This is a genomic window from Neobacillus bataviensis (assembly GCF_019969725.1).
The window spans coordinates 50,197-76,666 of sequence record NZ_JAHXYW010000006.1 but is presented as its reverse complement, the minus strand read 5'-3'; the positions used below and the strand labels follow the sequence as shown (position 1 = coordinate 76,666).

Sequence of the window (26,470 nt, the reverse complement as noted above, 5' to 3'; positions counted from 1 at the left end):
TTGAATGCATTTATATTATAAAGGAAATATATGTGTGTAAAGAAGAATTTAGTTCAAAAAATGAACATAAAAAAATTAAATAAAAGGAATAAAAAAACACAAAAAAACCTTTGGATGGTCGCATTCAAAGGTTTTTTTTATTTCAGATTATGAATGTTACCTACATTACTAAACAAATTCCGGGCGGTGTCAGGCACCATAACTACAAAAAGTTGGATGTTTTTTCAAAATTTAGAAGTCATTCAGCTTTTCGAAATCATATTTATAAAACTTTGTCAGTTACATAAACGTTTGATTAATTATCAACAATTTCCTTTTTGTTCGAACCTTAAAACATGTTATAATAGGTCATTCTTACTATGTTACTCACAGAGAGGATTATCATCTATGAAGCCACTACTAAATCCTATCAATCCCCAAACCAATAATGAATCCAAGAAGATATATATACCTATAAAAACAAAGTTTTATATAAGTCACATGGGAGCTTTCCTATGGATGGTATTCTCTATTTACCTAGCGCTTCCTTGGTTAAAGGATTTAGCTGAAATTGTATCCTTTCCAGTAGCGTTACTGATCATTGGTGGTATTTCGTACATTCCTGGTTATATGAATGCCTTTTTAGTGATTAGCTTATTGTTAGATAGGCAGCCGTCTTTTAAAAATCAATTTCCAAAAGATGAGCTTACAATCCTGATAGCGGCCCATAACGAAGAAGATAAAATTTTTCAAACGTTGAAATACATCGATAAACAAGACTACTCGGGAAAATTAAAAGTAATAGTTATCAATAATTGTTCTACTGATCACACCGTTCAAGAAACGTTAAAGGCAAAAGAGGAATTGTCCATTGACATTGAGCTACTACATGAAGACAAACCTGGAAAATTCCATGCTCTAAATCATGCGTTAGAAATAGTTGAAACGCCTTATGTTATTACCATCGATGCGGATACTCTCCTTCATCCCTCTTCTATTCGCTATCTAGTTGCACGAATGAAATCCAGCCCGGAAGATGTCTGTGCAGTGGCTGGTTCCGTTCTGGCGAAAAACAGCAGAGAAAACTTATGGACAAAGATTCAGGAATGGGACTATTTCTTAGGGATCGCTTCTATAAAAAGACTTCAAGGTCTATACCAAGGAACATTGGTAGCCCAAGGTGCTTACAGTCTATATAAGACAAAATGTGTTAAGGCAGTGGGCGGCTGGCCTGATGCCATAGGGGAAGATATTGTATTAACATGGCGTTTACTCGAGAAGAAATGGAAGGTTTACTTTGAACCAATGGCTGTATCCTTCACGGAAGTCCCTAGTTCGTTTAAACACTTTGTCAAGCAGCGAGCAAGATGGGCACGAGGCATGATCGAGGGATTGAATGCAATAAAACCGTGGAACCAGCCGGTTGGTTATGTTAAATATCTTACAGGTGTAAATTTAATGATGCCTTATTTAGATATTACCTACACACTATGTTGGATTCCAGGACTGATATTGGCATTTTTCGGTTATAACTGGATTGTTGGTCCTATGACTTTACTTGTATTACCGTTAACCCTTTTCAGTTATAGCATTCTTTATTTCTATCAAAAAAATATCGTTTTCAAACCCTTAAACCTTAAAATTCGAAAAAATATTTTTGGCTTTATTTTATTCATATTAGGTTATCAAATGATTATGTCACCTGTATCCGTATACGGGTATGTACAAGAGGTTTTTAGGTTTAAAAGAAAGTGGAAGTAAAAAATAGCTGAACAACAAAGCCCTTCTCCGTCGAGAGGGGCCTAATTATTTATAGTCCTAATATTTGTTCTTCTTGGTTTAAATTCATCTTCTGAAATAATCCCAGTATCACGTAAAACTTCTTCAACTCGTCAGCAACTTATGTATTTCAAACGTCGAATTCGCACAAAATTAATCAATAACAAAACTAATTAATCGTTTAATTAAATATACATAAAAGCCTGCTGTTTAAGGCTTTTTCTTAGATGGAGGATGAAATTTTTGTCAGTTAATTAATCGTTTGATTAGTTAGAACCTCAACCTGAGTATAACAACATCTCTTTTCTTTTTTTATGATTATTTTTGTCGAACAATGTCTAAACATTTTTATTTTAGTCTGTTTCTTCCATAGGGAAATAGTGTTATATTTTCCTATTAACACCAAAAATAGAGGTGCAATACATAGTGAAAAAAACGTTTGTATTAGTAACTGTGCTCTTAGCAGCACTACAATTGGGGAATCAGCCTAAAGCTTTGGCTTTCACCGATAAGGATTGTAAGGATTTTTCAAGTAAACAAGCTGTAATTGAATTCTGGTATAGCAATGGCTATAGTGCCAGTAATGATCCTCATCGTCTTGATGGTGATAATGATGGGTATCCATGTGAAGTGAGTGCTGGTGATTATAGTAGTTTTATAGCGAGCAAGGCAACAACAAGTACTGGTTGGAAAACTGTAAGTGGAAAGTGGTATTACTATTCTGGATGGCTGTCTTATAATGGCTCATGGTATTATCTTGATTCAACTAGTGTCATAAAAACAGGATGGTTACTTTCAGCTGGCAAATGGTATTATCTTGACGCAAGCGGTGTAATGAAAACTGGCAGGCTTAAGTCTGGTCAAGACTAGTACTATTTAAATGCCGATGGAACTATGAAAATGGGCTGGCTGCCATTAGGTGGTAAGTGGTACTACTTAAATCCTACTTCCGGTAAAATGGCGCTTGGATGGAATAACATTAACGGAGAAACGTATTACTTTTATAGCTCTGGAGTAATGGCAGCCAATACAACGATTGACGGAAAACAAATTGGCGATGATGATGCTGTAGTAGCAGTTGATCCTACTTTAATTAAAATAAAAGCAGTCACTGACCAATACGGAATAACAGTTAAATATCGCGTAGAAATTGATGGTTATGATTTATTCCAAGGTGATGAATACATCGCTAGTGTTGTGGCCGACGGAGTTATCTATTTAGATGCTGCTCAAGAAGAACTATTTAAAAAACTTGCACTAGCTCTTGGAGCACCTGTATCAGAAACAGAGTTAAATGATTTAATCGCACAAACTAGGGCTAGTGAAACTTTTGACGTTGATACTGGCTCAGTCTACGTTGTAGCAGATGAAACTGTATTAATGATTGTCTGGGGAACTACATATTCAGCTCAGTAATGATTTTAATAAGAAAAAGCCCCACTACTCTGAACTGCACCTCCATTGTTAGTTTTGTGTCTAACAATAGAGGTACAGTTCAAAAGTGGAGTCTTAGCAAAAATAATTAAATTCCTAATAATTGCTTTCTCTTCTCGTTAAATTCCTCTTCAGAAATAATCCCGTCATCCAAGAAAGCCTTGAACTTTACAGATTTCTTCAAAACATCAATTTGAGGTACCCGCTTGTATTTATTTGCTAAAAAGTTTTCTACATAGGCTTTGATTTCCTCCGCCATTTTCTGTTCTTTTTTAACAGACATAACAGTATTCTCATCTTTAGTAGCTGCGAATACTCCGCCTTTATTCTCTAAACTGCCCATCAAAATGAATTGCAAAATAACCATTTGTGTTTATTCGGGCGGTGACAGACCAGAATCTTAGAGGGGAATAAGGTTGGCGACCAAAAAAGTTAGTATCTCTGTAGATTCGATTCTGCAGATTGTGAAAAAAGTGTACTTACAAATTAACGGTAGTAAATCATCTTTCTTTAATGCGTAGTAGACTAACTATTGCACAATAAACACCTTATGTTTTTAGAGGATTTTGTAGATAATTTCACTAATACTAACGATGGCTTTAGTGAAACAAAAAACAGCTGAATTAGCTTTTAATCTAATTTCCAACTAATTATATCATTTAAATGAGCAAAAACTGTGTCATTTTACTTAACGGTCACATCGGTTTAGGTGCCTTCGAAATAAGATAATGCTTTTATCAGTTCAGCAGCCCATTTTGTTCCAAAAAGTAAGTAAGATAGTAAAAATAACTCCTATATTCATAAATTAGTTGAATATAGGAGTTATTTTTTTGTTAACAGAGCCGTAATCTCTACACTCCGAAATTAGGCATCTTCTCAATGGCATCAACTTTATATAATACCAAGCCAAGTTTTTTTACTTCTTGATCTAATAAATCCTTATTACAAAGCCATCTAGATATCAATGGCTGCCTAAAATATTGTTCGTGAGTTGCTTTTCTATTAGGAAAAGATTCACGCTCAAAGTACAATACAACTTCTTTGGTTTCTTTTTTAACCCAAATTAAAGGATTTGTTGCTAATGGTTCAATATTAAAAATCTCTCTTAAATCCATTGACGGGTAAATCATGCTGTTACCATAAAAAAATACACTTGAACCGACCAATTGTTTAGTTAAACAAAGACCTGTATCATTGAGGCTCTCATCATCTATAGTAAATAATTCTTCCAATCTTGAAAGAATGCTCCCAGGATTCATGGCATGAGTTATATTGTAATTAGTCTTAGTTCCTATTTCACTTAATTTAGCTACTTCTGTATAAATAACTCCATCCTTACTACCTATTGGATACCAAATACATGAACCTATAACTTCCATATTTTCAGGTATATCTTTACTTACTATTTTTTTGAGGTACGGTTTGCATTCGTAAAGTGTTTTATTTTTTGCAGTCTCTTCCAACTGATACTCTATATCCCATTCGTCACTAAAGGAAAATTTAGGAGGCTGCGAAATTAACCATGAATCATCATTAAGCAATAACGATTGTGCCTTAATGGTAAGGGGAACAACCTCCCATCTGCCTTTTTGCTCCTCACCGTAAAGAATTTGTGAGTCTATCTGTGTGTGAGTTCTAGATAGGAGCATACTGTCACCCTGCCTAAAAGACTCGCCTACTTTTCTACTGGCTTCTATGACATTTTTTTTACTGCTAATATAGTATTTGATATTTTCATACGATTCCCCGGTGCATGTTTCCATTACTGAAAGAAAACAATTTGTTGCATTACTCACCTGGGAACTATCGAACTTTTGGGGACATCTTTCAGGCAAATCATACTCTATAGATGGTGCACTTAATAGGAATTTAAGATTATCATTACCTTCAGTAACAAACTCATAATTACTTAAAATTAAATATAATTGTATTATCTTATCAAGTTCATTTGCATTATAATATTCATTTTCGATAATACTTTTCAGATTTACGAAACCTTGAATATTCTCTTGTGACCATCTCTCAGAAAGTTTTATTAAGTATTCCTTTTGTTCGTGATTGTATTCTACCCATGAAGATGCAACATGTAAAAATAGCTCTGGATACCTTTTGATAAGAAGGTGGATTCCTTGTAAACCAATTTCAATCCTATGAATATTCTTAGTTTCAACTTGTTCTATTAAGACATTAAAAACAAATTGTTGAAGATTATTAGGTGGCGTTAAATTACTCACTGATGGTTGGTAATATGAATGTTCTTTAATTAAGTTTCCACAACCTGTAATCCAATTGTTCTGGCATTCCAATTCTTTATCAAAGAAATGCTTTACTAAATCATTTTCAGATTTTGAAACAACTAACTGTAATAAGAAGTTCATATTACTTGTACAAGTATAATAATGATCCCCCTCATCTAGGTTTAATTTATTATACTCAGCTAAGCTCCATAAAAAATCAGTAGTGAGAACTTTAATAATCTTTTCTAAAATGTTTTCAAATCCCATATTTTCCCAAGAATAATTTTCAAGTCGTCTTTTCAAGATTTCTAAAAAATTCAATGCAATCTGCTGAGTAAGTCCTCCACGCTCTTCAATAATACCAAAAGCAATATCAACAGATTTGATATTGAGAAGTTTATCTTGTTCGTTATTTAGAAATTCAACTATCTCATGAATAGAAAAGCTATTCATTCTTTGTCTTAATTCTTTATCGGCTTCCTCTCTTTTTTTACCATTCTCACTTTGATGTTCCTGAAAACTCGGTGTATCTCCATAATTTGCAATTACTGCGTGTTCTGGTGTTAATTGGTGTATTAATTGCTCAATTTCTTGAATTCCTAACTCTGAACCTTTTTCTAAACATTTATGATAGACATTTCCAAGTCCTTTTCTATCATCTGAATTATACCAAGACAAAATACCGCAACTTAAATACCAAACTGTAATAATTTCATCAAGATTTTTAACGTTATCTAATAAATCAAAAATCTGATTATAAAGAATTTCTAAAGAGAATCGGAATTCCTGATTTTCATTTCTTAACAACCAAGCATCACTAAATCCACTCCTAATAGCTGCACTTGCAATTTCTTTATTAATTTCAAAAGAAGATCTATTGCTTCCTTTTATGTTAGCTATATAGGATAATTTATTCAGCGATATGCCCCTATTTTTCCAATCCTGCTTATCAAAAAACATAATTTTTTTAAAGTACTGCAACAAAGGCCATAATGCATATTCTTTGTGATCTACATACCCAACTACATCCCAATTTAATTTATTATTTACTTCATTCATAAGTTCTGGAAGTACATTATTACCATACTTTTCAAAACACTTATGTGTATCTTCAAAGTTACTTCCTTGAAATAAATTGGTGCCGTTGGGCCCATATAATTCTAAAATGTACTTTTCTAGAATGTTATTCATTTCTTTATTCACTATATAATCTAATAAGATAGTTTTATAATGCATACCAAGACGATTACGATTAAATAAATGTTCTATAACATATTGATTAAGATTTTCTTGGTCTATAAATTGGGGAACCCATTCACGTTTTAAAGAAAGAAACAATAGTAAATTAAAACCTTCCTTAAAATCAAAAGTTCTTACCTTTCTTGTGTCATATAGCATAAAATCTCTGTAGCTGCTTAATAATAATTCCTTGTCAGAATCATCTAATTTTTCATCTAACTTTTTAATAGATCTCCCTAAAATAAAACCATGGCTTATTAAAACCTTTAGGTATTCATAGTTTGGTCCTTTTCTTTCACCAGTACTTAACAACTCATTAATTTGATCGATTGATATAGAAACATCCTTGTCATAGTCTTGAAATCCTTTAATTATTGAAAAACAAATCATTTTCAAACTTGTTTGATCAGTTATATATGAAATGGGTTCTAATTCCTCTAGATTAATTGTTTCAAGTTCTTTAATTGAAGTTATTAAGCATATTCTTGCTAATAATTGATCATTTAAATTTGGTCTTTTTTCGATTATTTTCTTTAATATTTCCTTAAATTCAGTTGCGCTATCTCTAAATAAAATCTTTTTTATGTTATCTTCTATGCAACTAAATGATACCCCACCGTTCTTAATAACATTTATTGATTCATCTATTTTATTATTTTCTAATAGGTATTCGAAATAAGTATTATTAAATTGAACAGAAGCCTTTATTTCTTCTTCACATTGTAATGAATCAACATCTACTATATTACCAATATCCAATTTTGATGCTAATGTTGCCCACTTATTTATTATTTCTACTTTTAGATTTTCATCCCATAACCCCTGAGACAATAATTCATTTACATTTAGTTCGTTTACAAACTTTGGTGGAGTTAAATCTTTCATCCAAAGGTTATATGTTGAACATGCTCTTCGTTTTGAAATGGAATCTTTATATGTTAATAGGTCTTCACAAAAATCTAACATCTCTTTATAACTGTATAGGTACTCTATTTTTAATGGGGAGCTATTCAATTCATAAGGATGTATTTTTTTTACATAAGACTTATCCTGAAGTGTATACTTCTTATCAAAAAATTCGTAATATCTAAAATGTTGATGCAACGTATTTATCGCAAGATATACGTTATGATAAGTTTTCCATTCTTTTGAATTTAATGCAGACTCATAAGCTATTTCTGCATATTCACGTAACTTATTTCTAGATATACCATAAGACAGGGCATGCATCACATATTCAACATTAAAAGCCTCAGCTATTATATCTTTTTTATCCGCACTAATTAACAAAGGCATTAAATTAACTAAACTTTCTACAGTATTGTGGTTTGAGATATAATAGTCAGCTAATTGAGATGCTACCCTCTTAAAAATAGAACTACTCTGATTAATTTCTGCCATTAAAAACACTCGAAAATCATTATGAAATAACGCATATTCATTTTCATTATTACTAACCTTTTGGATCAAAGGATATAGTAAATCCAGTAGCTCTTCCCACTCTTCTTTCTTTAGATTAATTTCCAAAGCCTTATTTAGGATTTTAGAATTCACTCTACCACCTAATAAAGTTATTGCACTGGCTACCACTGTTTCTGGAAAAGGAAAGCCTAAACTCTTTGTATTTAAATATGCTGAAGCATATCCCCATATATGGCTATAGTAATTTGTTATATCACCACTTACATGTTTTTTATCTATACACTTTTCAAACTCATCAATATCTTTACAAACTTTAGCCTCTTCAATAGCAAACACTACAGATAAATTATTGCCTTCCGTTTTTTCAAAAATGAATTCCGCTAATACATCTACATCTATCTTAAGTTCAATCTCCGTTTCAGTTATTAATGAGATTATATCTTCCCTCAATAATTTAGGCATTGGAACATGCTCTACATACTCAGATTGTCTTCTTATCCACACTGGATATTTATCATACATTAATGCTGGTTGACCTACGATAGTAAATATTACTCCCTCTGGGATTTCTGAGGGGTTAAACAAAGTTGATAAAAAAGTAACATCATTTTGGACCCTAGCTGCATGGTCTATTCCATCGATACAGATAACTGTTTTTTCTCCTGTATTTTCGTATAATAATTTGGCCAATTTAATTACTTCATTGCGCATCTGTTCAACCGAACATAATGCATTTGTTACTGGTATTGCATATTTATTTAATTGACCTTTAAAGTAACCTCTTAATTGAATTAAAAGGTCATACCATAAAGACTCGGGTCTTGATAAGCCGGGATCTGCATTATAAAACTTTTGTTCAGGAGAGATTGGTTTAAATGTATGATATCTTGCCCTAAAAAGATTATGCTTTAGCTGAAGGTAACTAATAAGACTTGTTTTCCCACTCCCAGGTTCGCCTGAAATAAAAATTATTTTTTTATTTGTCTTTTTTATTAATCTTATTAATTCTTCGGAAAATACCTCTCTACTTAAAAAGAATGGAGATGGATACGGTAGCTTATGCTCACCATGTTCTATATCATTATTTATTGACAAAGCATCAAATACATCTTCTACAGTAACTTTTTCTTTATCCATTCTTCTTGTTGTAGTCCAAATTTTTAATTTTGCACAAAGTTTATCAAAAAGATTTTGAGCGACTATTTGATTACATTTAAAGATTTCTTCTAATGATTTAATCATCTTATTTTCTAAATCATCAAGCGACCCCTGATTGTATTCAATTTTTAATGCCTTTAGAAATTCAATAACTTTAGTATCATTATCATTTATAGCATTTTTAAATTCCAACCATTGCATCTTAAAATCTTGCTCATCTATATGCTTTTCAATATCCTGAATACAGGCAGTTTTTTTTAATACTTCCTTTAGTTTTTCGACGAATTTTGTTAGTGATAGTGCTTTATACTCATTACCACAAAAAAATCTATTGGTACTATTAACTCCTAAATTTCTGTTTGTGTATAATATAGGTATAATCTCATTCGCCTCTAGAAGTTTTGCTTCTTCCCAACCAATAGCAATCGCTTTAATTAAACTTACTTTTTCAGTTCCACTTTCCCTAGTTGTCGGCTCAATTAACTTACTAAATGTTAAATTTCCTTTTCCTACATTCCCAATCTCGTGTTTAACTTGAAAACACATTTCCTGTTTATTTTCGTAACCTACAACTACATCGTCGATGGTATTATGTACACCTGATTGAAATATTACGTAAGTTATTTTACTATCTGGATTTATCATTTTAATAACTTGTTCTAGACCTACATACCATTCATACCAATAAGGATTTGCGATACCTGGTGTTGACATTATTTACCTCCAAAATGAACTACTTCTTTTAAATCAAAAATACCCCTTATTATAGAAGAGAATAATTTATCAATATAATATAAAATGCTTAATTTAACCAAACAAAAGCTAGAATACCTCTACATTCTCCAAAACTAGAGCATTTCCTTTTTATAAAAGTAATTTCGCCCTTTAATCAGTTTTTGATTTAGCCATCAATGTTTTATGATTTATGTAATTAAAAAATCCTTACAACCTCCTATTTTTTACTCATTCTTTTATGGCCAAAAAAATGGCCAAAAAACGAGTCATTTTTCATGACTTGAATATTTGGCTAATTTAAAATTAAAAAAGGTCTATGCTTACCTTTAAGATTTTCAATGCAATTAGAATTTTATTTACACCAGAAGGTTCATTTGAAGTTGATAAGATATAGGCTACTTCTTCGATAGTTTATTAATATTAGGAAAAAACCCTTTTTGCTGTCTTCCCAATAGTATTAGTACCAATCCCATCAACAGTTCCACCAATTATTCCACCAACTAATGGCACAGCTTTTCCTAAGTTAATAATTCCTTTTTCACCAAATTTCGTAATTAGTCTAATACCAACTGCCTTATTTATTGCCTTTATTACCTCGCCTGGTATCTTTTTAATAGCCTCTTTGGCAAGTGCAGTACCCATTCTTACACCAGCCTGTTTCAAAATATCCGAAGCAGCTTGTCCAGTCAGACATACGAAAACGAAAGTTTTAACTTGATCGTCCTTTAAGTCATAACCTTTCATATGTGCAATTGTGGCGATCATTCTAATTTGTACATACATAACAGACGCTATATTTGCAGGAATTGCTACTGGTAATGTAATAAGTCCTCCTAGTCCAGTTAAGAAACCGCTAGTTGCTCCTTTAGCGTTTTGCCAACGAATCAAGCTATCTATCGCTTTTTCTACTGATGAGTTTTTCTCTAAATAACTTTCTGCTAACTCTTCTGCTGTTTCTGTCCCAGGCAGTCCATTAACTGCTTTTTCATACGCCCAATCTAAAACTTGTGTCATTTTACTTTCTGTTAAACTATTTTTCGTCAAGATAATCTCCCCTATAGTAAATTTATAATCTATAATTAGAAAAAAGAGGTAATTTAACATTAATATTTTACCATAAATGACAAGTATTCCAATATTTTTTAAATTCAAAACAAATTAAAATGACATTATTCGTTTCACTCCTCGACAATATTCGAGGCGTGACAAGCACCGAAATAAATTAATATCATTAAAAATATTTCATTGAAACATATAGGATTATTCTGTGAATTTTTATTAAAGGTAAATCAATAATAGTTGAAGTGTGAGGGCACAGTATGGGGGAACAATTTTTAAAAGCTGGAATATATGCCATTATCAATAAATCTTTAAACATGGTTTATATAGGAGAAACGGAAGAGAATTTCATTGTGCGCTGGGTTGAACATATAATGAGAATTCCTTCATTTTTTGAAAACGAAGACAGAACAATGCTATACCTGCATAAGGATACAAAATTTATCGTTCTGAAAGAACTTGAACCTCCAATACATAATAGAAAAAACTTTTATCACTATGAATTTGAAGCGAGTAAATTTTACAAAGAAAGAGGTTGGATGATCCTTTCTCATCATACACAGGTTCAAAATATGGAGGACAAGCCAAAAGAAGGCGATAGAGGTCCAAATTTGGACAGGTATCGTAAAACCATAAAACAGATGATAAAAGTCTTAGGTCTCATTAACACAAAAAATAATAATATTCCAATGCTATACAATGGTTTATATAAAAAAATTAATAAACATTTTGAAACGGAGGTTTCTAAGAGAGAGGGCAAAAATGTTTTAGGGACTCTTTCAAAAGATGAATTGCTATTTATTATGATGGATTTGTATCCGCGATATTCAGCAAAACACCTAGAAGTACATAGAGTTGAATATAATAAACAAGATAGACAGCTTAGTCTTTTTAAATAAGTTCTGAATGAAGGGTACCTTTTGTTTATTGTGTATGCCGAAGACACAGCGAACGCTGCCACGTTAAAATAAGACCCTATCAATCTTCGACAAAATTCGGTGCGTGACACCCTTCTCCATCAGGAGATCGCACTATGATGTTAACGAAATTGATGAAAGTTTTGGCGAGCAATGGTTCTGTTCAGAGGAAGAAGCAGAAGAGGCAGGGTTTAGGAGATTATATCGCTAATTCCGAAATAATAGTTCTAATAAATCAGAGGTGATAACATTGGTTAGACGCTTTAAAAACGAAGAAGAAGCATATGAAAAATGGTGTAAAGAGCATGAGAATGGTTATATATTTAATAATGCAGGCGGAAAGACAGGTAATGTTCTCCATCTCGTTGGCTGTCGTCATTTAACCTCGGCTCGCTTCATTGGCAAGTATACAAAATGTTATCCAAAATACTGCTCAGACAATTTAAACGAATTAATAGAAAAGGCTGATAAAGTCAGCCAACAGTACGGCTGGAGGCAATGTAAGGCATGCTTTTGAATAAAAATAAATCTATTACTGTTGTTCAATAATAGTGTAAAAGAGTTATTAAATGAGTTGCTGCGGCAGCTCATTTATTATTTTAACATTTCCAACATTTGCTATAATAAGGCTATATACAGAGATTTTTAGGAGGAGTTTTATGGCGTTAATTAACTGCAGTGAATGCGGTAGTCAAATATCGGATAAAGCTGATGTTTGTGTAAAATGCGGGTGTCCTGTTGAAAAAATGGTTGGAGAAACAATAGTTGAAGAAAAAAGTAAAAAATCTCGAATTAGTAGAATAATTATCATGTTCTTTTTAGCTTTTATTATTGCTTGGGGATATGCTGCCTTTACTAATCCTTCTGACGATAATAAAACCGGTTTAGAATACGTATTTAAACAAATTACCAATCAACCAGTTTCTATAATTGATAAAGAATTGCAAATTCAAGAAGATCATTACAGAGTTTTTCCAGTTGAATTAAATGAAACTGCAGACATAACAATTGAGTATAATATTGCTTCCGGTCCAGGTATCGATATTTATTTCATGGATTCAACTAATTATGAAAAGTGGGTACATTTAATGGAAAATGGAACTAATGAAAATATCTACTACAATACTGAATTATCAACCTTTGGACTTTATTCAAATACTAAAACCCAACAAGTTGAAGCTGGGAGTTACTACATAGTATTAGATAATACTGACTATGGCGCTACCTATCCTCCTTTTAATCTTAAAAACGATATTTCAACATTAGATTTTAATGTAAAAAAGAAATAAATTTATTATGGTGATTATTATGAAAAAAAGACGAAAGAATTACATTATAAATAACTTAGATAAATATGAAAAATTAAGAAAGAATGCTCACAATGAATTAAAAATTTTAGAGACATATTTCGGAAAGAGACAAATAGACCAAATAAAAATATATAGTGATATCCTTAGACATTTAGAGGCAACTCAAAAAGAAATTTCATACTTTGGTCTAAGGGGCGTTTATATTGGGTTAGCTACTGCTATTTTTGTTTATATATTTAATACTCAAATTGCTCAAAATCTAGTTCAAAGCAATACTGATATATTAGGTAATCAACTACTTGGTTATATTCTAAACTTAATTGGCGCAATCATAACTATAATTGTGTTTCTTTTACTTTATTTTCTAGCAACGGGAGATATTTTTATTTCTGATTGGAAAAGAAGAAATCAAATATATATAAACGAGTATATGATTAAGCTTGTGCAAGAAAAAATTGATGAACTTAAAGAAAAGCGAAGAACCTAGATGCTGCATTTTTATTTGGAATTAAATTTTTATGTTTATTCAATTAAAGGATTATAATGAAAGGCGCTCATCTTTAGAGCGCCCATTCTTAATAAAAAAATTATGAATTTATTAAAACTTTTCTCTCATACCCATTCGGATTTTTTTGCTGCCATCTCCACGAATCCCGACACATTTCTTCTATTCCTCTTTCAGCAACCCAACCAAGTTCCCTTCTTGCTTTTGTCGGGTCAGCATAGCAGACTGCAATATCTCCAGGCCTTCTTTCCACAATCTTATAAGGAATTTTCACTCCAGATGCTTTTTCAAAGGCTAATACGATTTCTAATACACTATAACCAATTCCCGTCCCAAGATTATAAGCATCCACTCCATTAGATGACATAACCTTCTCTAGTGCTTTTAAATGACCAAGAGCGAGATCCACTACATGGATATAATCCCTTACTCCTGTCCCATCAACAGTTGGATAGTCACATCCAAATACATTAAGCTCTTTTAATTTACCTACAGCTACCTGAGTAATATATGGCATTAGGTTGTTAGGAATTCCATTAGGATCCTCTCCTATCCTGCCGCTCTCATGAGCACCGATTGGGTTAAAATAACGCAATAGGGCTATACTCCAGGTATTATCTGCTATATATAAATCTCTTAATATTTCCTCTATCATTAGCTTTGTTCGACCATAAGGATTCGTTGCACTTAGTGGAGAATCTTCGGAAATCGGCACTCGGTCAGGCGTTCCATATACTGTAGCAGATGAACTAAATACAAGGTTTTTAACACCGTACTTCTTCATCACATCACAGAGTATGAGTGTCCCTGAAATATTGTTATGATAATAATGTAGTGGAATAGATACAGATTCTCCAACAGCTTTTAATCCTGCAAAATGAATAACAGCTTCAATTTGATTGGTCGCAAACACATCTTCCAAACCAATTTGATTAAGTAAATCAATTTCGTAAAACTTAAAGTCTTTACCTGTAATCTCTTTAACTCTATTTAATGATTCATGTTTACTGTTTGAAAAATTATCAAGACTGATAACATCATAGCCGGCATTTAACAGTTCTACACATGTATGACTACCTATGTACCCTGCCCCACCTGTAATTAATATAGCCATTTTCAATAAATCTCCAATCAAGTTTAAGTAATTTTATATTTAAACTACTTTAGTGTTTTTTTAGGATTATTCGACAATATTCGGGTGGTGACAGACACCGGAATTTACAAATAAAGAAAAAATTATAATATTAACAATTACTAAATATACTTTTCATCTATTTCCCTTTGCCTGATTACTTTGGCCGGTAATCCGTAAGCTAAAACTCCATCTGGAATATCTCTGATAACTGTAGATCCAGCACCAATTAGCGTTCCGCTACCAATTTTAATTTTCTGAATAACGTTAGCACCCATTGAAACAGTGGAAAGAGATCCTATAACAGAGTTTCCTCCTATGGTTACACCCGGAGCAAGGGTAGAAAAGTCACCTATTGTTACATCGTGATCTGCTGAAGCTTTAGTGTTAATTATGCAATGCTCTCCAATTGTAGTATTCGTATTAATAATAGCCCCGCTTACTACAACGGTACCAGCTCCAATTTGAACATTTTTCCCAACAACTGCACTTGGATGAACTGCTTTAACAAATTGAAATTCTCTATCAATTTTTTTAATTTTATTTACGACTAACGATCTGCCAAAATTGTCACCTATTGCCACTATACCTTTTCTGAAACCATGGAAATCAGCAATTTTTCCAAGAATGGGATATCCCATTATCTCGTGACCAATCATACCAGGCGTGTCCACAAAAATCCCTTTTATTTTGTATTCATTTTGCTTTTCTAATATATCGATTATCACATTAGCGTGACCACTTGCTCCAAAGATAATTACCTCTTCCATTTATCTCTCCTAAAATAACTTCAGAATTAAAAGAACAATTATTGTTTACGGTTAATTACGCCTTCCAAGCAGTTAACTATTTTTTCTTCAAAGCTAAAATAGAAGTACTAAGCTTAAAATTTATCATAAGAAAATAACAAGCATAAAAACCTATTTCTCTTTTAAAAGCTAATGTTAGATAGAAACACTAAATTAAAAACGTCAATTTTTGTTTCCAATAATTTTAAGATTACACATTTGTCTTGAAAAGTGTTATCTATTTTTCCATACTTTATAAAATCAATTAACTTTTGCTTTTAAAGAATATTGCTTGTCGAAATATTCTTTGTATTCACCACTAATAATTTGCTCCCACCACCATTTGTTATCCAAATACCAATTTATTGTTTGTGCTATTCCTGTTTCAAATGAGTAAGTTGGTTTCCAGCCTAAATTCTCCAATTTTGAAGGATCAATGGCATAACGTTTATCATGTCCTAAGCGGTCTGCAACAAATTTAATTAACTCTTCTGATTTTCCTAAAGTGTTAATAATCGTTTTAACCACTTCTAAATTCGTACGCTCATTATGACCCCCTACATTATAAACTTCACCATGAATACCTTTATGCAAGACAAGATCAATTGCTGCGCAGTGATCAATTACATGCAACCAATCCCGGATGTTTTTACCATCACCATATACTGGTACCATTTCCTCATTTAGAACACGGGAAATCGTTAATGGTATGAGCTTTTCAGGAAAATGGAATGGACCATAGTTATTTGAGCAACGAGTAATATTAACTGGAAGTCCATATGTTTCATGATATGCCCTTACTAACAAATCAGATGCTGCTTTACTTGCACTGTATGGACTATTTGGTTGTAATGGAGTTTCTTCTGTAAAAAAAGTGGTTGGATCAAAGTCTAATTCACCATATACTTCGTCAGTAGATACATGAACAAACTTTTCAATATTAATTTGTTTTGCTGCATCAAGTAGAACTTGAGTTCCTAATACATTCGTTCTAACAAATATTTCTGGATCTGTTATGGATCGATCAACATGACTTTCTGCGGCAAAATGGGTAATATAATCAAACTTTTCTTTTTTAAAAACTGACATAATTTTTCCACGATCAGCAATATCAACTTTAATAAAATGGTAATTCTTCTTCTGTTCAAAATTACGGTGCTTGGTTAAATCACCAGCATATGTTAATAAGTCGAGATTATAAATATCATATTGAGGGTATTTATTAACCATATATTGAACAAAGTTACCACCAATGAATCCTGCACCACCTGTTACAAGAATCTTTTTTCTTGCCATTATGTCACCTCTCATACTCATTTAATTTGTCTAAATTGCTTGCATTCAAAAAATAAAAATGAAATATCAACAACCTTATACTTTGGCAGTTTGTCTATTTTCTAGACCTAGAGCTACCTCGACAAGATATTTTCCATAATCAGTTTTTGTTAATGGTTGAGCAAGATTTAATAATTGCTCTTTTGTAATATAACCTCTTCTAAAAGCAATTTCTTCTATACATGCAATAAACAAGCCTTGACGTTTTTGAATTGCCTCAACAAAGTTAGAAGCGTCAAGCAGTGATTCATGGGTTCCAGTATCTAACCATGCTAGACCTCTCCCCATGACAGCTACCTTTAATTTCCTTCTCTTGAGGTATTCGTCAATAACTGAAGTAATTTCTACCTCACCACGTGCAGACGGAGATACATTTTTAGCAATTTGAACAACTTCATTATCAAAGAAATATAAACCCGGTACTGCGTAAGATGATTTAGGATTTTCTGGCTTTTCTTCAATTGATAGAGCATTCATCTGTTCGTCCACTTCTACAACACCATAAGCCCTAGGGTCTTTTACAAAACAGCCAAAAATTAAAGCACCATTTGATAGTGAAGCTGCACTTTGCAATCTATTACCGAAATCCGATCCATAAAAAATATTATCACCAAGCACTAATGCCACCGAAGAGTCTCCAATAAATTCCTCTCCTATAATAAAAGCTTCTGCAAGACCATTTGGCTTATCTTGTACTGCAAATTCAAATTTCATTCCAAGATGGCTTCCATCCCCTAGTAAGTCTTTAAATCCTATAATATCCCTTGGGGTGGAAATAATTAGGACTTCCTGTATTCCAGCAAGCATCAAAACTGATAATGGATAATAAATCATTGGTTTATCATATACTGGAAGCATTTGCTTTGAGACAGCCTTCGTTAAAGGATAAAGGCGAGTACCTGAACCTCCAGCTAAAATAATTCCTTTCATAAACATCACCTTTTAGTTGTTAAGTGCCACGACTTTAACATGAATTTTTTCCTTTAGAATTGTACAAATTTTTTCTACTGACTCAGTTTCCAACTCACCATAATATGGCATTGACAGAACTTGTTTTACTGCTTTTTGAGCTCGTGGAAGATTTTCCGTTTTCGCAGATTCTAGATGTAAATACCAACCAAAATCACTGCATAAAGGATAAAAATATCTTCTAGTGAACACATTATATTTTTTAAGTTCTTCATGAACCCAATCCCTTGATCTACCGTATTTTTCTTCATCTATTTCGATTACAAAATATTGGTAACTACTGTTTTCACCTTTTAATCCTGTTAGAATCCTAATTCCTGGTATACCTGCTAAATATGTTTCATACGTATTTCTAATAACTTCCCGTTTTGCTCTTTCAGCCTCTACAATTTTTAAAACTTCTAATCCAATACCCGCCTGCACTTCATTCATCTTTGCATTTAACCCAGATAACACAACTTCCTCTGGTCCTGCCAGCCCAAAATTCTTAAGAAGATTTAGCTTTTTGTTCAACTTTTCATCCTTAAAAGCTAGCGCGCCACCTTCTACAGTGTTGAATAACTTTGTAGCATGGAAACTAAACATCGTCATATCACCAAAGCTACTTATTGGTTTCCCATCAATCCTTGTGCCAAAAGCATGTGCACCGTCATAAATCACTTTCAAGTTGTACTTATCCGCTAATGATTGTATTTTTTCGACTTCACAAGGATTTCCAAAGACATGGACACCTAGAATAGCGCTAGTTTTCTCAGTTATCAGAGCTTCAATTTTATTTGCATCAATATTCAGTGTATCTGGATCAATATCACAGAATACAGGAGTTAATCCATTCCAGTCCAGAGCTTGTACTGTTGCTGGAAAGGTAAAGGGTGTTGTAATAACTTCACCAGTTAGATCTAAAGATTTCAATCCTAATAATAGTGCCAAGGTACCATTATTAAATAGAGAAATATGTTCTACATCTAAATAACTTTTTAGTTCATTTTCTAATTTTTTATGTTGAACACCATTATTTGTTAACCATTTGCTTTCCCATATCTCTTTCATCCTTTTATTTACTTCTTCTATGCCAGGTAGCAATGGTCTAGTCACGTAAAGAGGTTCATAAAATTTATTTATCATAATAATCTTCCTTCTAAATAAGATAAATTTTGTTTAAGACTTGATGAGATGTAAATTAAACAATATCTTTTTTATTAACGGTTTAATCAAAGAATATAATGTATTTAATTCCTGTACTCTTGCAATTTTACTAAAACATATATACAACAAAATCCCTATTCCAATCTGAAAAATCATTGTGATTAAATTACTACCTGATAAAAGTAAACCAACATAATATACAATTCCCGCCATAAATATCGAAATTAAAAATATTGGTGTTATGTCTTTTAACTGCTCTTTAACTGAATAAGAAATTTCCCTAGCTGAAAAATAGGTGTTAATAAAGAGGGCAATAAATGAATGTAAAACTGTTCCCCAAATTAAACCTATAACCCCCAATTTAAGCCATAAAACTAATATTATTAAAATGGTTAATATTAATTTCTTTAATAATTCTAAGACTAGAAATAAATCGGATCTCCCCTTCACTTGCAGGATATTTAAATTTATAGCGTGAAGTGGATATAACATTCCAGCTATACAAAGTAATTGAAGATATTTTACAGACGGCATCCATTTATCTCCAAGTAAAGAATAAATAAGGGGACTTGAAATAGCAGCTAAACCTAACATAAACGGGAAAATGATAAAGGTAGTTGTCTTAATAACCTTCCTATAGCCGTATTTTAGTTTTTCCTCATCTCCTTGAATCTTACTTAGAACAGGATATGTTACACGTTGCACAGATGTAGTTATAGACTGAGACGCAACATCTCTTAATTTAACTGCGTTAGTGTAATATCCTAGTTGAGATGCAGTAAAAAACTTTCCAATAATCACAAAATATAAGTTATTGTATAATGTATCGATTAAACCAGAAATTAGTAACTTAGAACCAAAGCCGAAAAGCTTTTTAAATGATTTTACACTAAAGACAAAAGATGGAATCCATTTATTGTTAAACCATAACAACAATGTTTGAATAAATTGCATTGATAAACTTTTAAGAACAAGACTCCAAACTCCGAAACCAAATAAAGCAAAAACAATTGCTACCATACCCGAAACAGTACCAGCAATTATATTAATTTTGGTTTGTGATCTGAAATCGACATTCTTTATAAGAATAGCTCTTTGTATAATTCCAAATGAATTAATAATAAGAACTAACGATAAAATCCTAAGAATTGAAATCAATTGGGGTTCTCCAAAAAAACTACTAATCGCTTCTGAGGATATAAATAGAACCATATAGATAAGAAAGGCCAATAATAAGTTAAAGTAAAAGACAGTCGAATAGTCATCTTGACCTGGATTTTTCTCTTTGATTAAGGCTTGAGTAAATCCACTATCGATTATAGAGTTAGATATGGAAATAAAAATTAAAATCATACCTATCAAACCAAAGTGTTCTGGTAACAATAATCTCGCAAGAATTATTTGTATAAAAAATTGAATACCTTGATTTGCTATTAAATCAGTTGAACTCCATAATAATCCAGAGATAGCTTTTCTTTTCAATGAGCTTGAATCATTCATTTTTGTTTCCTCTTTCACATTAAGAGCTTTTATTTAGAATACTTCTTAGATAGTTTTGCTAAATTAGAATACAAACTTGGAAAGTTAATAAGTGTATACATTTTAACTTTCTTTATTAATGTCAAATCCTTAAAATATTGAGTTTTAAAAAACATTGTATCCTTTTGTTCTAACAATATTAATGCTTTATTTTTTGATATAAGAAAGTCTATAGAAGTGGAATATTTATACTCTGAATATTCGTTAAACCTTTCCAAAATCCAAATTAAACCTTTGGCGTTTTTAATTATTTTTGCACTTAGATTTTCCCCAGATAAGTTCCTCTGACTCCAAGATCCAAATACTCCGGTTCTATAAGCGGACATGATTTCATCTATATAAAATACTTTTCCTTTATTTGCAAGAATCATTACAAGAGGGTAATCACCTACAATACCATTTCCAAAGAATTCTGGTGGATTGTCCATTAATTGTTTAGGGTATACAATTGAGGCAGTGGGAAAGAGTCCACCTCCACCAAGAATTACTTCTCCAATTTCAACCACCTTATTTCCATAATATGGTTTAACATATTTACCAGTAGGGCTTTTATCTTGTTCTACTATTTCCGAAGCATGTACACATAAACTACAATCCGTATTTTCTTCCATGTAATCTATTTGTTTTTGTAGTTTATATGGGTCTGTCCAATAATCATCACCTTCACATAATGCAATATATTTTCCTTTTGATTGTTCAGCAATACGTAATAGATTTTTTTGAGATCCAACATTCGCTTCTGAGGTTATTAATCTAATTTTCTCGGGATATTTATTAATATAGTGTTCAACAATTTCTCTTGTTTTATCGGTACTACAATCCTCGCCGATAACAATTTCAAAATCAAATTTTGTCTTTTGCATTAGGAAACTTTCTAATGCATCTGCAATATAATCTTCATGATTATAAGTAATACAATTTATACTAACTAAAATACTCATAAAATATCGCCTCCTACTTTTAAGGCATTTCACTAGTAAGCTTAATATCCTGATATGTTCTTATGAAGAAAAATAAGAAGAGAAATATATTAGTAAAATTTATAGCATTCTATTATTAATTTAATCCAAATGATAAGTACCACTATACTGTTTATTAAAATATTAGAACAAATTTCTAAAAATCATTGAGTCGTCAAGTCAATTCTCTTTTGAACAAAAATTTAATATTGCATTAATAGAAATCATTTAATTCAATTCATTATATGAATTCCTTATTCTTAATTATAGATTTTATTGAGCTCATCATTTCACGTAGAATATACAATATTTTTATTTTGTTATATTTAAGAAGAAATAAATACACTTTGTGCTTTATAGAAAATCCTTCGATATTTCCATTTCTTAGGGATTCAGTAAACAGATTAGATTTATAAATATCTTTTATTCGATTTAGGGTAATATCTTTTGGGAGGTCTGAAAATAAAATTTCACATTCTATACATAATAACGCTAAACTTATATAATCATTTGCAATTTGTTCTACAATGTTTACATCCTTACACTTTGCTATTTCACTCAATTTAATATTTAGTTGATTTACTTTTTCTATTCGCTTGTAATCATACTTACCTGTAATTGATTGATTGTTAATTCGATAATGATAAGGGTGGTAATCTGGTAGAATTACAATTGTTTTAGCATCACAAACGCATGAAAAACATGTAATCAAGTCTTCCCCCAGTGAAATTCTATCGTCACAAAATTGTAAATTATTCTCTATAAGCTCTCTTTTAAAAAGTTTAGTAACTCTATTTGGAGACAACCTTCGCCCAAGGTAACTACCATCATTAATTATTCCAGGTATTATCTCATTTTTAATTTTTTCTGAGTTATAAACCCCAGGTTCTAATCTTAACTTCTCTTTTAATTTTATATTAGACAATTCATTAAACTCTTTAATTAATTGACAAACTGCAATATCAGCATCATGTGAAATAGCACTTTTAACAAGTTGCTCGTACATATTATTTTCTATCCAATCGTCACTATCAACAAATCCAACATATTTACCAATAGAAGATAAAAAGCCAGCTTTCCATGCAGACATAAGACCACCATTCGGCTTATGTATTACTTTAACTCTAGAATCTTTAGAAACATACTCATCGCATATTTTACCACTATTGTCTGTTGAACCATCATTGACCAAAATTATCTCCAAATCCTTGTAACTTTGCTGAATTACACTATCAATACATTGTTCTAAATAGGTTTCAACGTTATAAACCGGAATAACAATGCTAACCTTCATTATGAACACCTCATACTATAAATTGATAATTCCTTTCTTGAATAATTTATTTACTTCATAATGATTGTTTTTTAGTATCATAATGAGTAGAATAATATTCCATATGGGTTTATATGAATATAATGACATAGACATTGCCATAATCATATAACCTATAAAGCAAGTAGCCATAACATATTCTTTTAATTTAAAAGCTTTTCTAATATAGCTAAAATATAAAATAAAGAGCATAAGAACTCCTATTACTCCAATTTCTATTAACGACTCTAACCATATATTATGGGCGACATTTCCATTATAAGTAAAATAGCGTATTGTACCTGCACCCCATCCAAAGAACTTATTAAATCCTGGGGACTGTTCATAGGAAAAAATTAAACTTTCCCAAATATCCCCCCTTCCAGCAGCATTGTCGTTTAATGAATAAGATGCATCGTACCTCTGAGCTACTGTTTCGGGTAACATATTTAAAGCAATGTTAAAGATTGTGCTCATTATTAGGATAAAGCTAATTAGTATTATTAAAGAAGACGGCTTAAACTTTTTTGTCCTCGTCCATATCAAACTATAAATTAATATTGAACCGACGATAGCTAGAAACCCTCCCCGTGATCCAGTTAAAAGGACAAAAATCAAAAAAACACCCAATTTTACTATTGAGGCTTTACTCCTATTTTTTATTAAATCCTCAAAATAAAACATTATTGAAAAAATTAAAAAACCAGTTAAATAATTGGGATCTTGATATACACCGTTTACAGAAACCGTAAGTCTACCTCCCAAAATTGATTGAGTATCAGAATAGAAATACATTAGCAATAATGTAAGCCACCCGCTAAACACAATTGCCCGTTTTAATAATCTAATTTCTGTTCTATTGTAGCTTAACAAAGACAAAATAATTATTACCCCAATATTCTGCCCTATGGAAATGGTCCTTTGAATTGTTTCTGATAAATCGTGACTATAAAACATAGTTACCATTACCACCATGACATATAGTATTGGAATTATCAAAAATTTATCTAAGCGAATTTTCATATTCTTTAAATAGAAAATACTAACACCTAAAGGAATAAGGATTAGAAATCTTGAAACTGATACTCCGGGAATTACTGGCAAAAAGTCTAATGGTGCTAAAAATAAATAAAATGCTAATAGCATAGTAATTATTTTAATATTTTCCTTTTCTTTGATATTATTAATTTTCAAGATAAAAATCACCGTAATTTCTGTTATTTATTAAGTGTGTGTATATTATTTTCAAATACCTTAATATATTCTCTTGCCATTTCTTGAGCAGAAAACTGTTTTGATGCATCTTTAGCCGCACTCCCCAACTGTTGTCGAAGATTTTCGTCGTAAATCAATTTAAGTAATGCAGCAGCAATTTCTTCTTTGTTAGTGTCAACAAGGAGACCAGAAATATTATCCTTAATCATATCAGGTACACCACCAACATTCGTTGCAACTATTGGTAGCCCCGTAGCCATCGCTTCTATTAAAGTTATTGGCATCCCCTCCCATGTTGAAGGTAATACAAATATATCCGCTTTATTTAAATAAGGATGTACATCATCTTTTAAACCCAATATTTCTACAGAATCCAATAAATCTAACTCTTTTATTTTCTCTCTGACATCTTTCTCCATTTCTCCAGTCCCGATTAATCTTAATACAGTATCTGGGGATTTATCATGAACAATTTTAAAGGCATCTATTAATCCTAGATGATTTTTTTGCATGGAAAAACGCCCTATATGAAGTATGCTAACTTTACTATTCTCTTTAATGTAACTCTTTTTATATAAGCATTTATTTAAATCGATGCCATTAAAAATCATAGGCAAATGTTCATTTTGTAATTCATATTCCTTAATTACAGAATCTTTTACTATAGGGCTAATACTGACTGGAATTACCTTACAATATTTATAAAAGAATGAATGTAATTTCCTTTGTAATTTACCTACTTCTTTCTCGGCAATATTATGGATGGTATGAATTCTTATAGGTATTTTAGCCAATATTGCAGCAGGTATTGCATATTGCATTGCATAACGGTGTGTATGAATGACTTTTGGCCTTTCTTTCAGTATTAAATTATATAATCGGAAAATAAGCTTTATATCAAGACCCTTTTTCTTCCCTAGATAAAATAGGGGAATATTTTGATTTTCTAATCTTTTTGTTATTGCTGATTGTTCATCGTATAAACTAACAACACACACTTCAAAAAGATCATTCTTTAAATTAACTGATAAATTTTCCACCATTATTTCCGCACCAGCAACACCGAGGTTTGGTATTATTTGCATTATCTTTACTTTTCTATTCATAGGCTAAGTCCTTTCGCCCTTTTTAATACTTTTTTCAATAACTTTTAAAAAAAGTTGTTTTTTCTCCAAAAATTGTTTTTTCTTAGAAAAATTTATTTTAATTTTTTTATCTTTGATTTACTTACTTCTAATTACTCTAAGGATACTCTCAAGATAATTATCGATTAAATACTGTTCTGCTGATGCCCTTGCGTTATGTTTCATTTCTAATAGCAATTTTCTATCTAAATCTAATCGCTTAATTGAATCTGCTAATTCATCAGGAATGTTATGATTTAGAACAATACCCGTTTCCCCATCCTTAATAATCTCAGAATTAAAGCTTAAATCACTTACAATTGCCGGAATTCCTGCAAACTTCGACTCAACTAACACACCAGGTACACCTTCAGTATCACACTTAGTTGGAAATAATAATACATCATATTGTTGTAGTTTCTCATAAACATCTTCATTATTATCTGATTTAAAAACTCCCAAATAATCAAGATTATCAATTAAAGCAATAGAAGACTTAAATTGCTTTTCAAACTCAGGGTCAATGTGTCCATAAAAATCTATGCTATGATCAATGCCCATCTGTTCTAGTAGGATTGCAGCATCAATAATAAGATCAATGCCTTTATCAATTGATATTAGAGAAAATGATAAACATCGTATCGGCTGATTACTTTCTAATATTTTATTATTTTTATTTGGTTTTTCCCTACAATTTGGAAAAATAGAAACATTATTTACACCAACAGAATTAAGGACCTTTTTCATCCCGTTTGTCTCAACATATATACACTTATATTCTTTTACGTACCTCCCGAGCCTTACATCTGTAGCAACCATTTGTGGAAATGTACCGCCCATTACCATAACAATAGATTTGTTCATTATCTTCTTATTTGTGAAAAATAATATATAGGTCAACATTTTTAATGAATTTCTACTAATACCAATAATTAAACCATGACTATTACCTAACAATGTGGTTAAAAGTTTTATTATTCTCCAAAATAAATTCTTCCTTTTATCAAAAAATACACATTGTTCAATATCTATATGTTTAGATAACATATTAAACAAGAGGTTATTTTTTATTGTGACACCTCCATACGGAGGAGGGAGTGCCCCTATATAAATATATTTCAATTCAATACCATCCCTTACTATTACGATTTCCATTACGCCTTGCATTGTAAATCAA

The 26,470-nt window shown here is 31.5% G+C and carries 22 protein-coding genes and 1 pseudogene; 9 read left to right on the top strand and 14 right to left on the bottom strand.

Annotated elements, in window-relative coordinates; all coding sequences use genetic code 11:
• Positions 1-387 precede the first annotated feature (387 nt).
• The 4 genes and pseudogenes from LC455_RS16435 to LC455_RS16425 all read left to right on the top strand — a co-directional run bounded on the left by LC455_RS16435 (position 388) and on the right by LC455_RS16425 (position 3,174).
• Entirely contained in the window at positions 388-1,740 is a 1,353-nt protein-coding gene (locus LC455_RS16435; RefSeq protein WP_223592386.1) for a glycosyltransferase family 2 protein, read from the top strand.
• Positions 1,741-2,232: 492 nt separating this feature from the next.
• The gene (locus tag LC455_RS16430) at positions 2,233-2,628 is read left to right on the top strand and encodes an excalibur calcium-binding domain-containing protein (protein WP_263297825.1); all 396 of its coding nucleotides are present in this window, start codon (positions 2,233-2,235) and stop codon (positions 2,626-2,628) included.
• 12 nt (positions 2,629-2,640) lie between these two features.
• Positions 2,641-2,709 (top strand): annotated as a pseudogene (locus LC455_RS31740) (hypothetical protein); the annotation flags it as partial.
• 6 nt (positions 2,710-2,715) lie between these two features.
• Positions 2,716-3,174 (top strand): hypothetical protein, encoded by a 459-nt coding sequence (locus LC455_RS16425; protein WP_317851451.1) that lies wholly within the window; start codon positions 2,716-2,718, stop codon positions 3,172-3,174.
• A gap of 106 nt (positions 3,175-3,280) precedes the next feature.
• On the opposite strand, the gene LC455_RS16420 is transcribed toward LC455_RS16425, so the two are convergent.
• The 3 genes from LC455_RS16420 to LC455_RS16410 form a co-directional block, all read right to left on the bottom strand.
• Complete coding sequence (locus tag LC455_RS16420) at positions 3,281-3,559, bottom strand: SHOCT domain-containing protein (RefSeq protein WP_223592383.1); 279 nt, start codon at positions 3,557-3,559, stop codon at positions 3,281-3,283.
• A gap of 484 nt (positions 3,560-4,043) precedes the next feature.
• Positions 4,044-9,962: an ATP-binding protein gene (locus LC455_RS16415; RefSeq protein ID WP_223592381.1), complete on the bottom strand. Its 5,919-nt coding sequence runs from the start codon at positions 9,960-9,962 to the stop codon at positions 4,044-4,046.
• 441 nt (positions 9,963-10,403) lie between these two features.
• Positions 10,404-11,027: an EcsC family protein gene (locus LC455_RS16410; protein WP_223592380.1), complete on the bottom strand. Its 624-nt coding sequence runs from the start codon at positions 11,025-11,027 to the stop codon at positions 10,404-10,406.
• Between the two features lie 275 nt (positions 11,028-11,302).
• On the opposite strand from LC455_RS16410, the gene LC455_RS16405 reads away from it, so the two are divergent.
• The 5 genes from LC455_RS16405 to LC455_RS16390 all read left to right on the top strand — a co-directional run bounded on the left by LC455_RS16405 (position 11,303) and on the right by LC455_RS16390 (position 13,756).
• Complete coding sequence (locus LC455_RS16405; protein WP_223592379.1) at positions 11,303-11,941, top strand: GIY-YIG nuclease family protein; 639 nt, start codon at positions 11,303-11,305, stop codon at positions 11,939-11,941.
• Between the two features lie 103 nt (positions 11,942-12,044).
• The gene (locus tag LC455_RS32090; protein WP_440446406.1) at positions 12,045-12,170 is read left to right on the top strand and encodes a sunset domain-containing protein; all 126 of its coding nucleotides are present in this window, start codon (positions 12,045-12,047) and stop codon (positions 12,168-12,170) included.
• Positions 12,171-12,209: 39 nt separating this feature from the next.
• A complete protein-coding gene (locus tag LC455_RS16400) occupies positions 12,210-12,476 on the top strand; it encodes a hypothetical protein (RefSeq protein WP_223592378.1) in 267 nt (88 codons plus the stop codon).
• A gap of 142 nt (positions 12,477-12,618) precedes the next feature.
• Positions 12,619-13,248 (top strand): hypothetical protein, encoded by a 630-nt coding sequence (locus LC455_RS16395; RefSeq protein WP_223592377.1) that lies wholly within the window; start codon positions 12,619-12,621, stop codon positions 13,246-13,248.
• A gap of 19 nt (positions 13,249-13,267) precedes the next feature.
• Positions 13,268-13,756 carry a hypothetical protein gene (locus LC455_RS16390; RefSeq protein WP_223592376.1) on the top strand — a complete coding sequence of 163 codons (489 nt, stop codon included), beginning with the start codon at positions 13,268-13,270 and terminating at the stop codon, positions 13,754-13,756.
• A gap of 100 nt (positions 13,757-13,856) precedes the next feature.
• Here the strand turns inward: LC455_RS16390 and galE are convergent, their stop codons facing one another.
• From galE to LC455_RS16335, 11 genes are all read right to left on the bottom strand, one after another.
• Positions 13,857-14,888, bottom strand: coding sequence for a UDP-glucose 4-epimerase GalE (gene galE / locus LC455_RS16385; RefSeq protein WP_223592375.1), 1,032 nt, complete (start codon positions 14,886-14,888; stop codon positions 13,857-13,859).
• 140 nt (positions 14,889-15,028) lie between these two features.
• Positions 15,029-15,676, bottom strand: a complete 648-nt coding sequence (locus LC455_RS16380; RefSeq protein WP_223592373.1) for an acetyltransferase — start codon at positions 15,674-15,676, stop codon at positions 15,029-15,031.
• Positions 15,677-15,955: 279 nt separating this feature from the next.
• The gene (rfbB, locus tag LC455_RS16375) at positions 15,956-16,990 is read right to left on the bottom strand and encodes a dTDP-glucose 4,6-dehydratase (RefSeq protein WP_223592371.1); all 1,035 of its coding nucleotides are present in this window, start codon (positions 16,988-16,990) and stop codon (positions 15,956-15,958) included.
• A 75-nt stretch (positions 16,991-17,065) separates the two neighbouring features.
• Positions 17,066-17,959 carry a glucose-1-phosphate thymidylyltransferase RfbA gene (gene rfbA / locus LC455_RS16370; RefSeq protein WP_223592369.1) on the bottom strand — a complete coding sequence of 298 codons (894 nt, stop codon included), beginning with the start codon at positions 17,957-17,959 and terminating at the stop codon, positions 17,066-17,068.
• A gap of 12 nt (positions 17,960-17,971) precedes the next feature.
• Entirely contained in the window at positions 17,972-19,123 is a 1,152-nt protein-coding gene (locus LC455_RS16365) for a DegT/DnrJ/EryC1/StrS family aminotransferase (RefSeq protein WP_223592367.1), read from the bottom strand.
• Between the two features lie 33 nt (positions 19,124-19,156).
• Positions 19,157-20,644 carry a lipopolysaccharide biosynthesis protein gene (locus LC455_RS16360; protein WP_223592365.1) on the bottom strand — a complete coding sequence of 496 codons (1,488 nt, stop codon included), beginning with the start codon at positions 20,642-20,644 and terminating at the stop codon, positions 19,157-19,159.
• Between the two features lie 29 nt (positions 20,645-20,673).
• On the bottom strand, positions 20,674-21,624 hold the full coding sequence (locus tag LC455_RS16355) for a glycosyltransferase family 2 protein (protein WP_223592363.1): 951 nt from the start codon (positions 21,622-21,624) through the stop codon (positions 20,674-20,676).
• 259 nt (positions 21,625-21,883) lie between these two features.
• Entirely contained in the window at positions 21,884-22,936 is a 1,053-nt protein-coding gene (locus LC455_RS16350) for a glycosyltransferase family 2 protein (protein ID WP_223592361.1), read from the bottom strand.
• A gap of 15 nt (positions 22,937-22,951) precedes the next feature.
• Complete coding sequence (locus tag LC455_RS16345; protein WP_223592359.1) at positions 22,952-24,148, bottom strand: O-antigen ligase family protein; 1,197 nt, start codon at positions 24,146-24,148, stop codon at positions 22,952-22,954.
• 23 nt (positions 24,149-24,171) lie between these two features.
• Positions 24,172-25,275, bottom strand: a complete 1,104-nt coding sequence (locus LC455_RS16340) for a glycosyltransferase (protein WP_223592357.1) — start codon at positions 25,273-25,275, stop codon at positions 24,172-24,174.
• Between the two features lie 117 nt (positions 25,276-25,392).
• The gene (locus tag LC455_RS16335) at positions 25,393-26,415 is read right to left on the bottom strand and encodes a glycosyltransferase (protein WP_223592355.1); all 1,023 of its coding nucleotides are present in this window, start codon (positions 26,413-26,415) and stop codon (positions 25,393-25,395) included.
• Between the last annotated feature and the right edge of the window lie 55 nt (positions 26,416-26,470).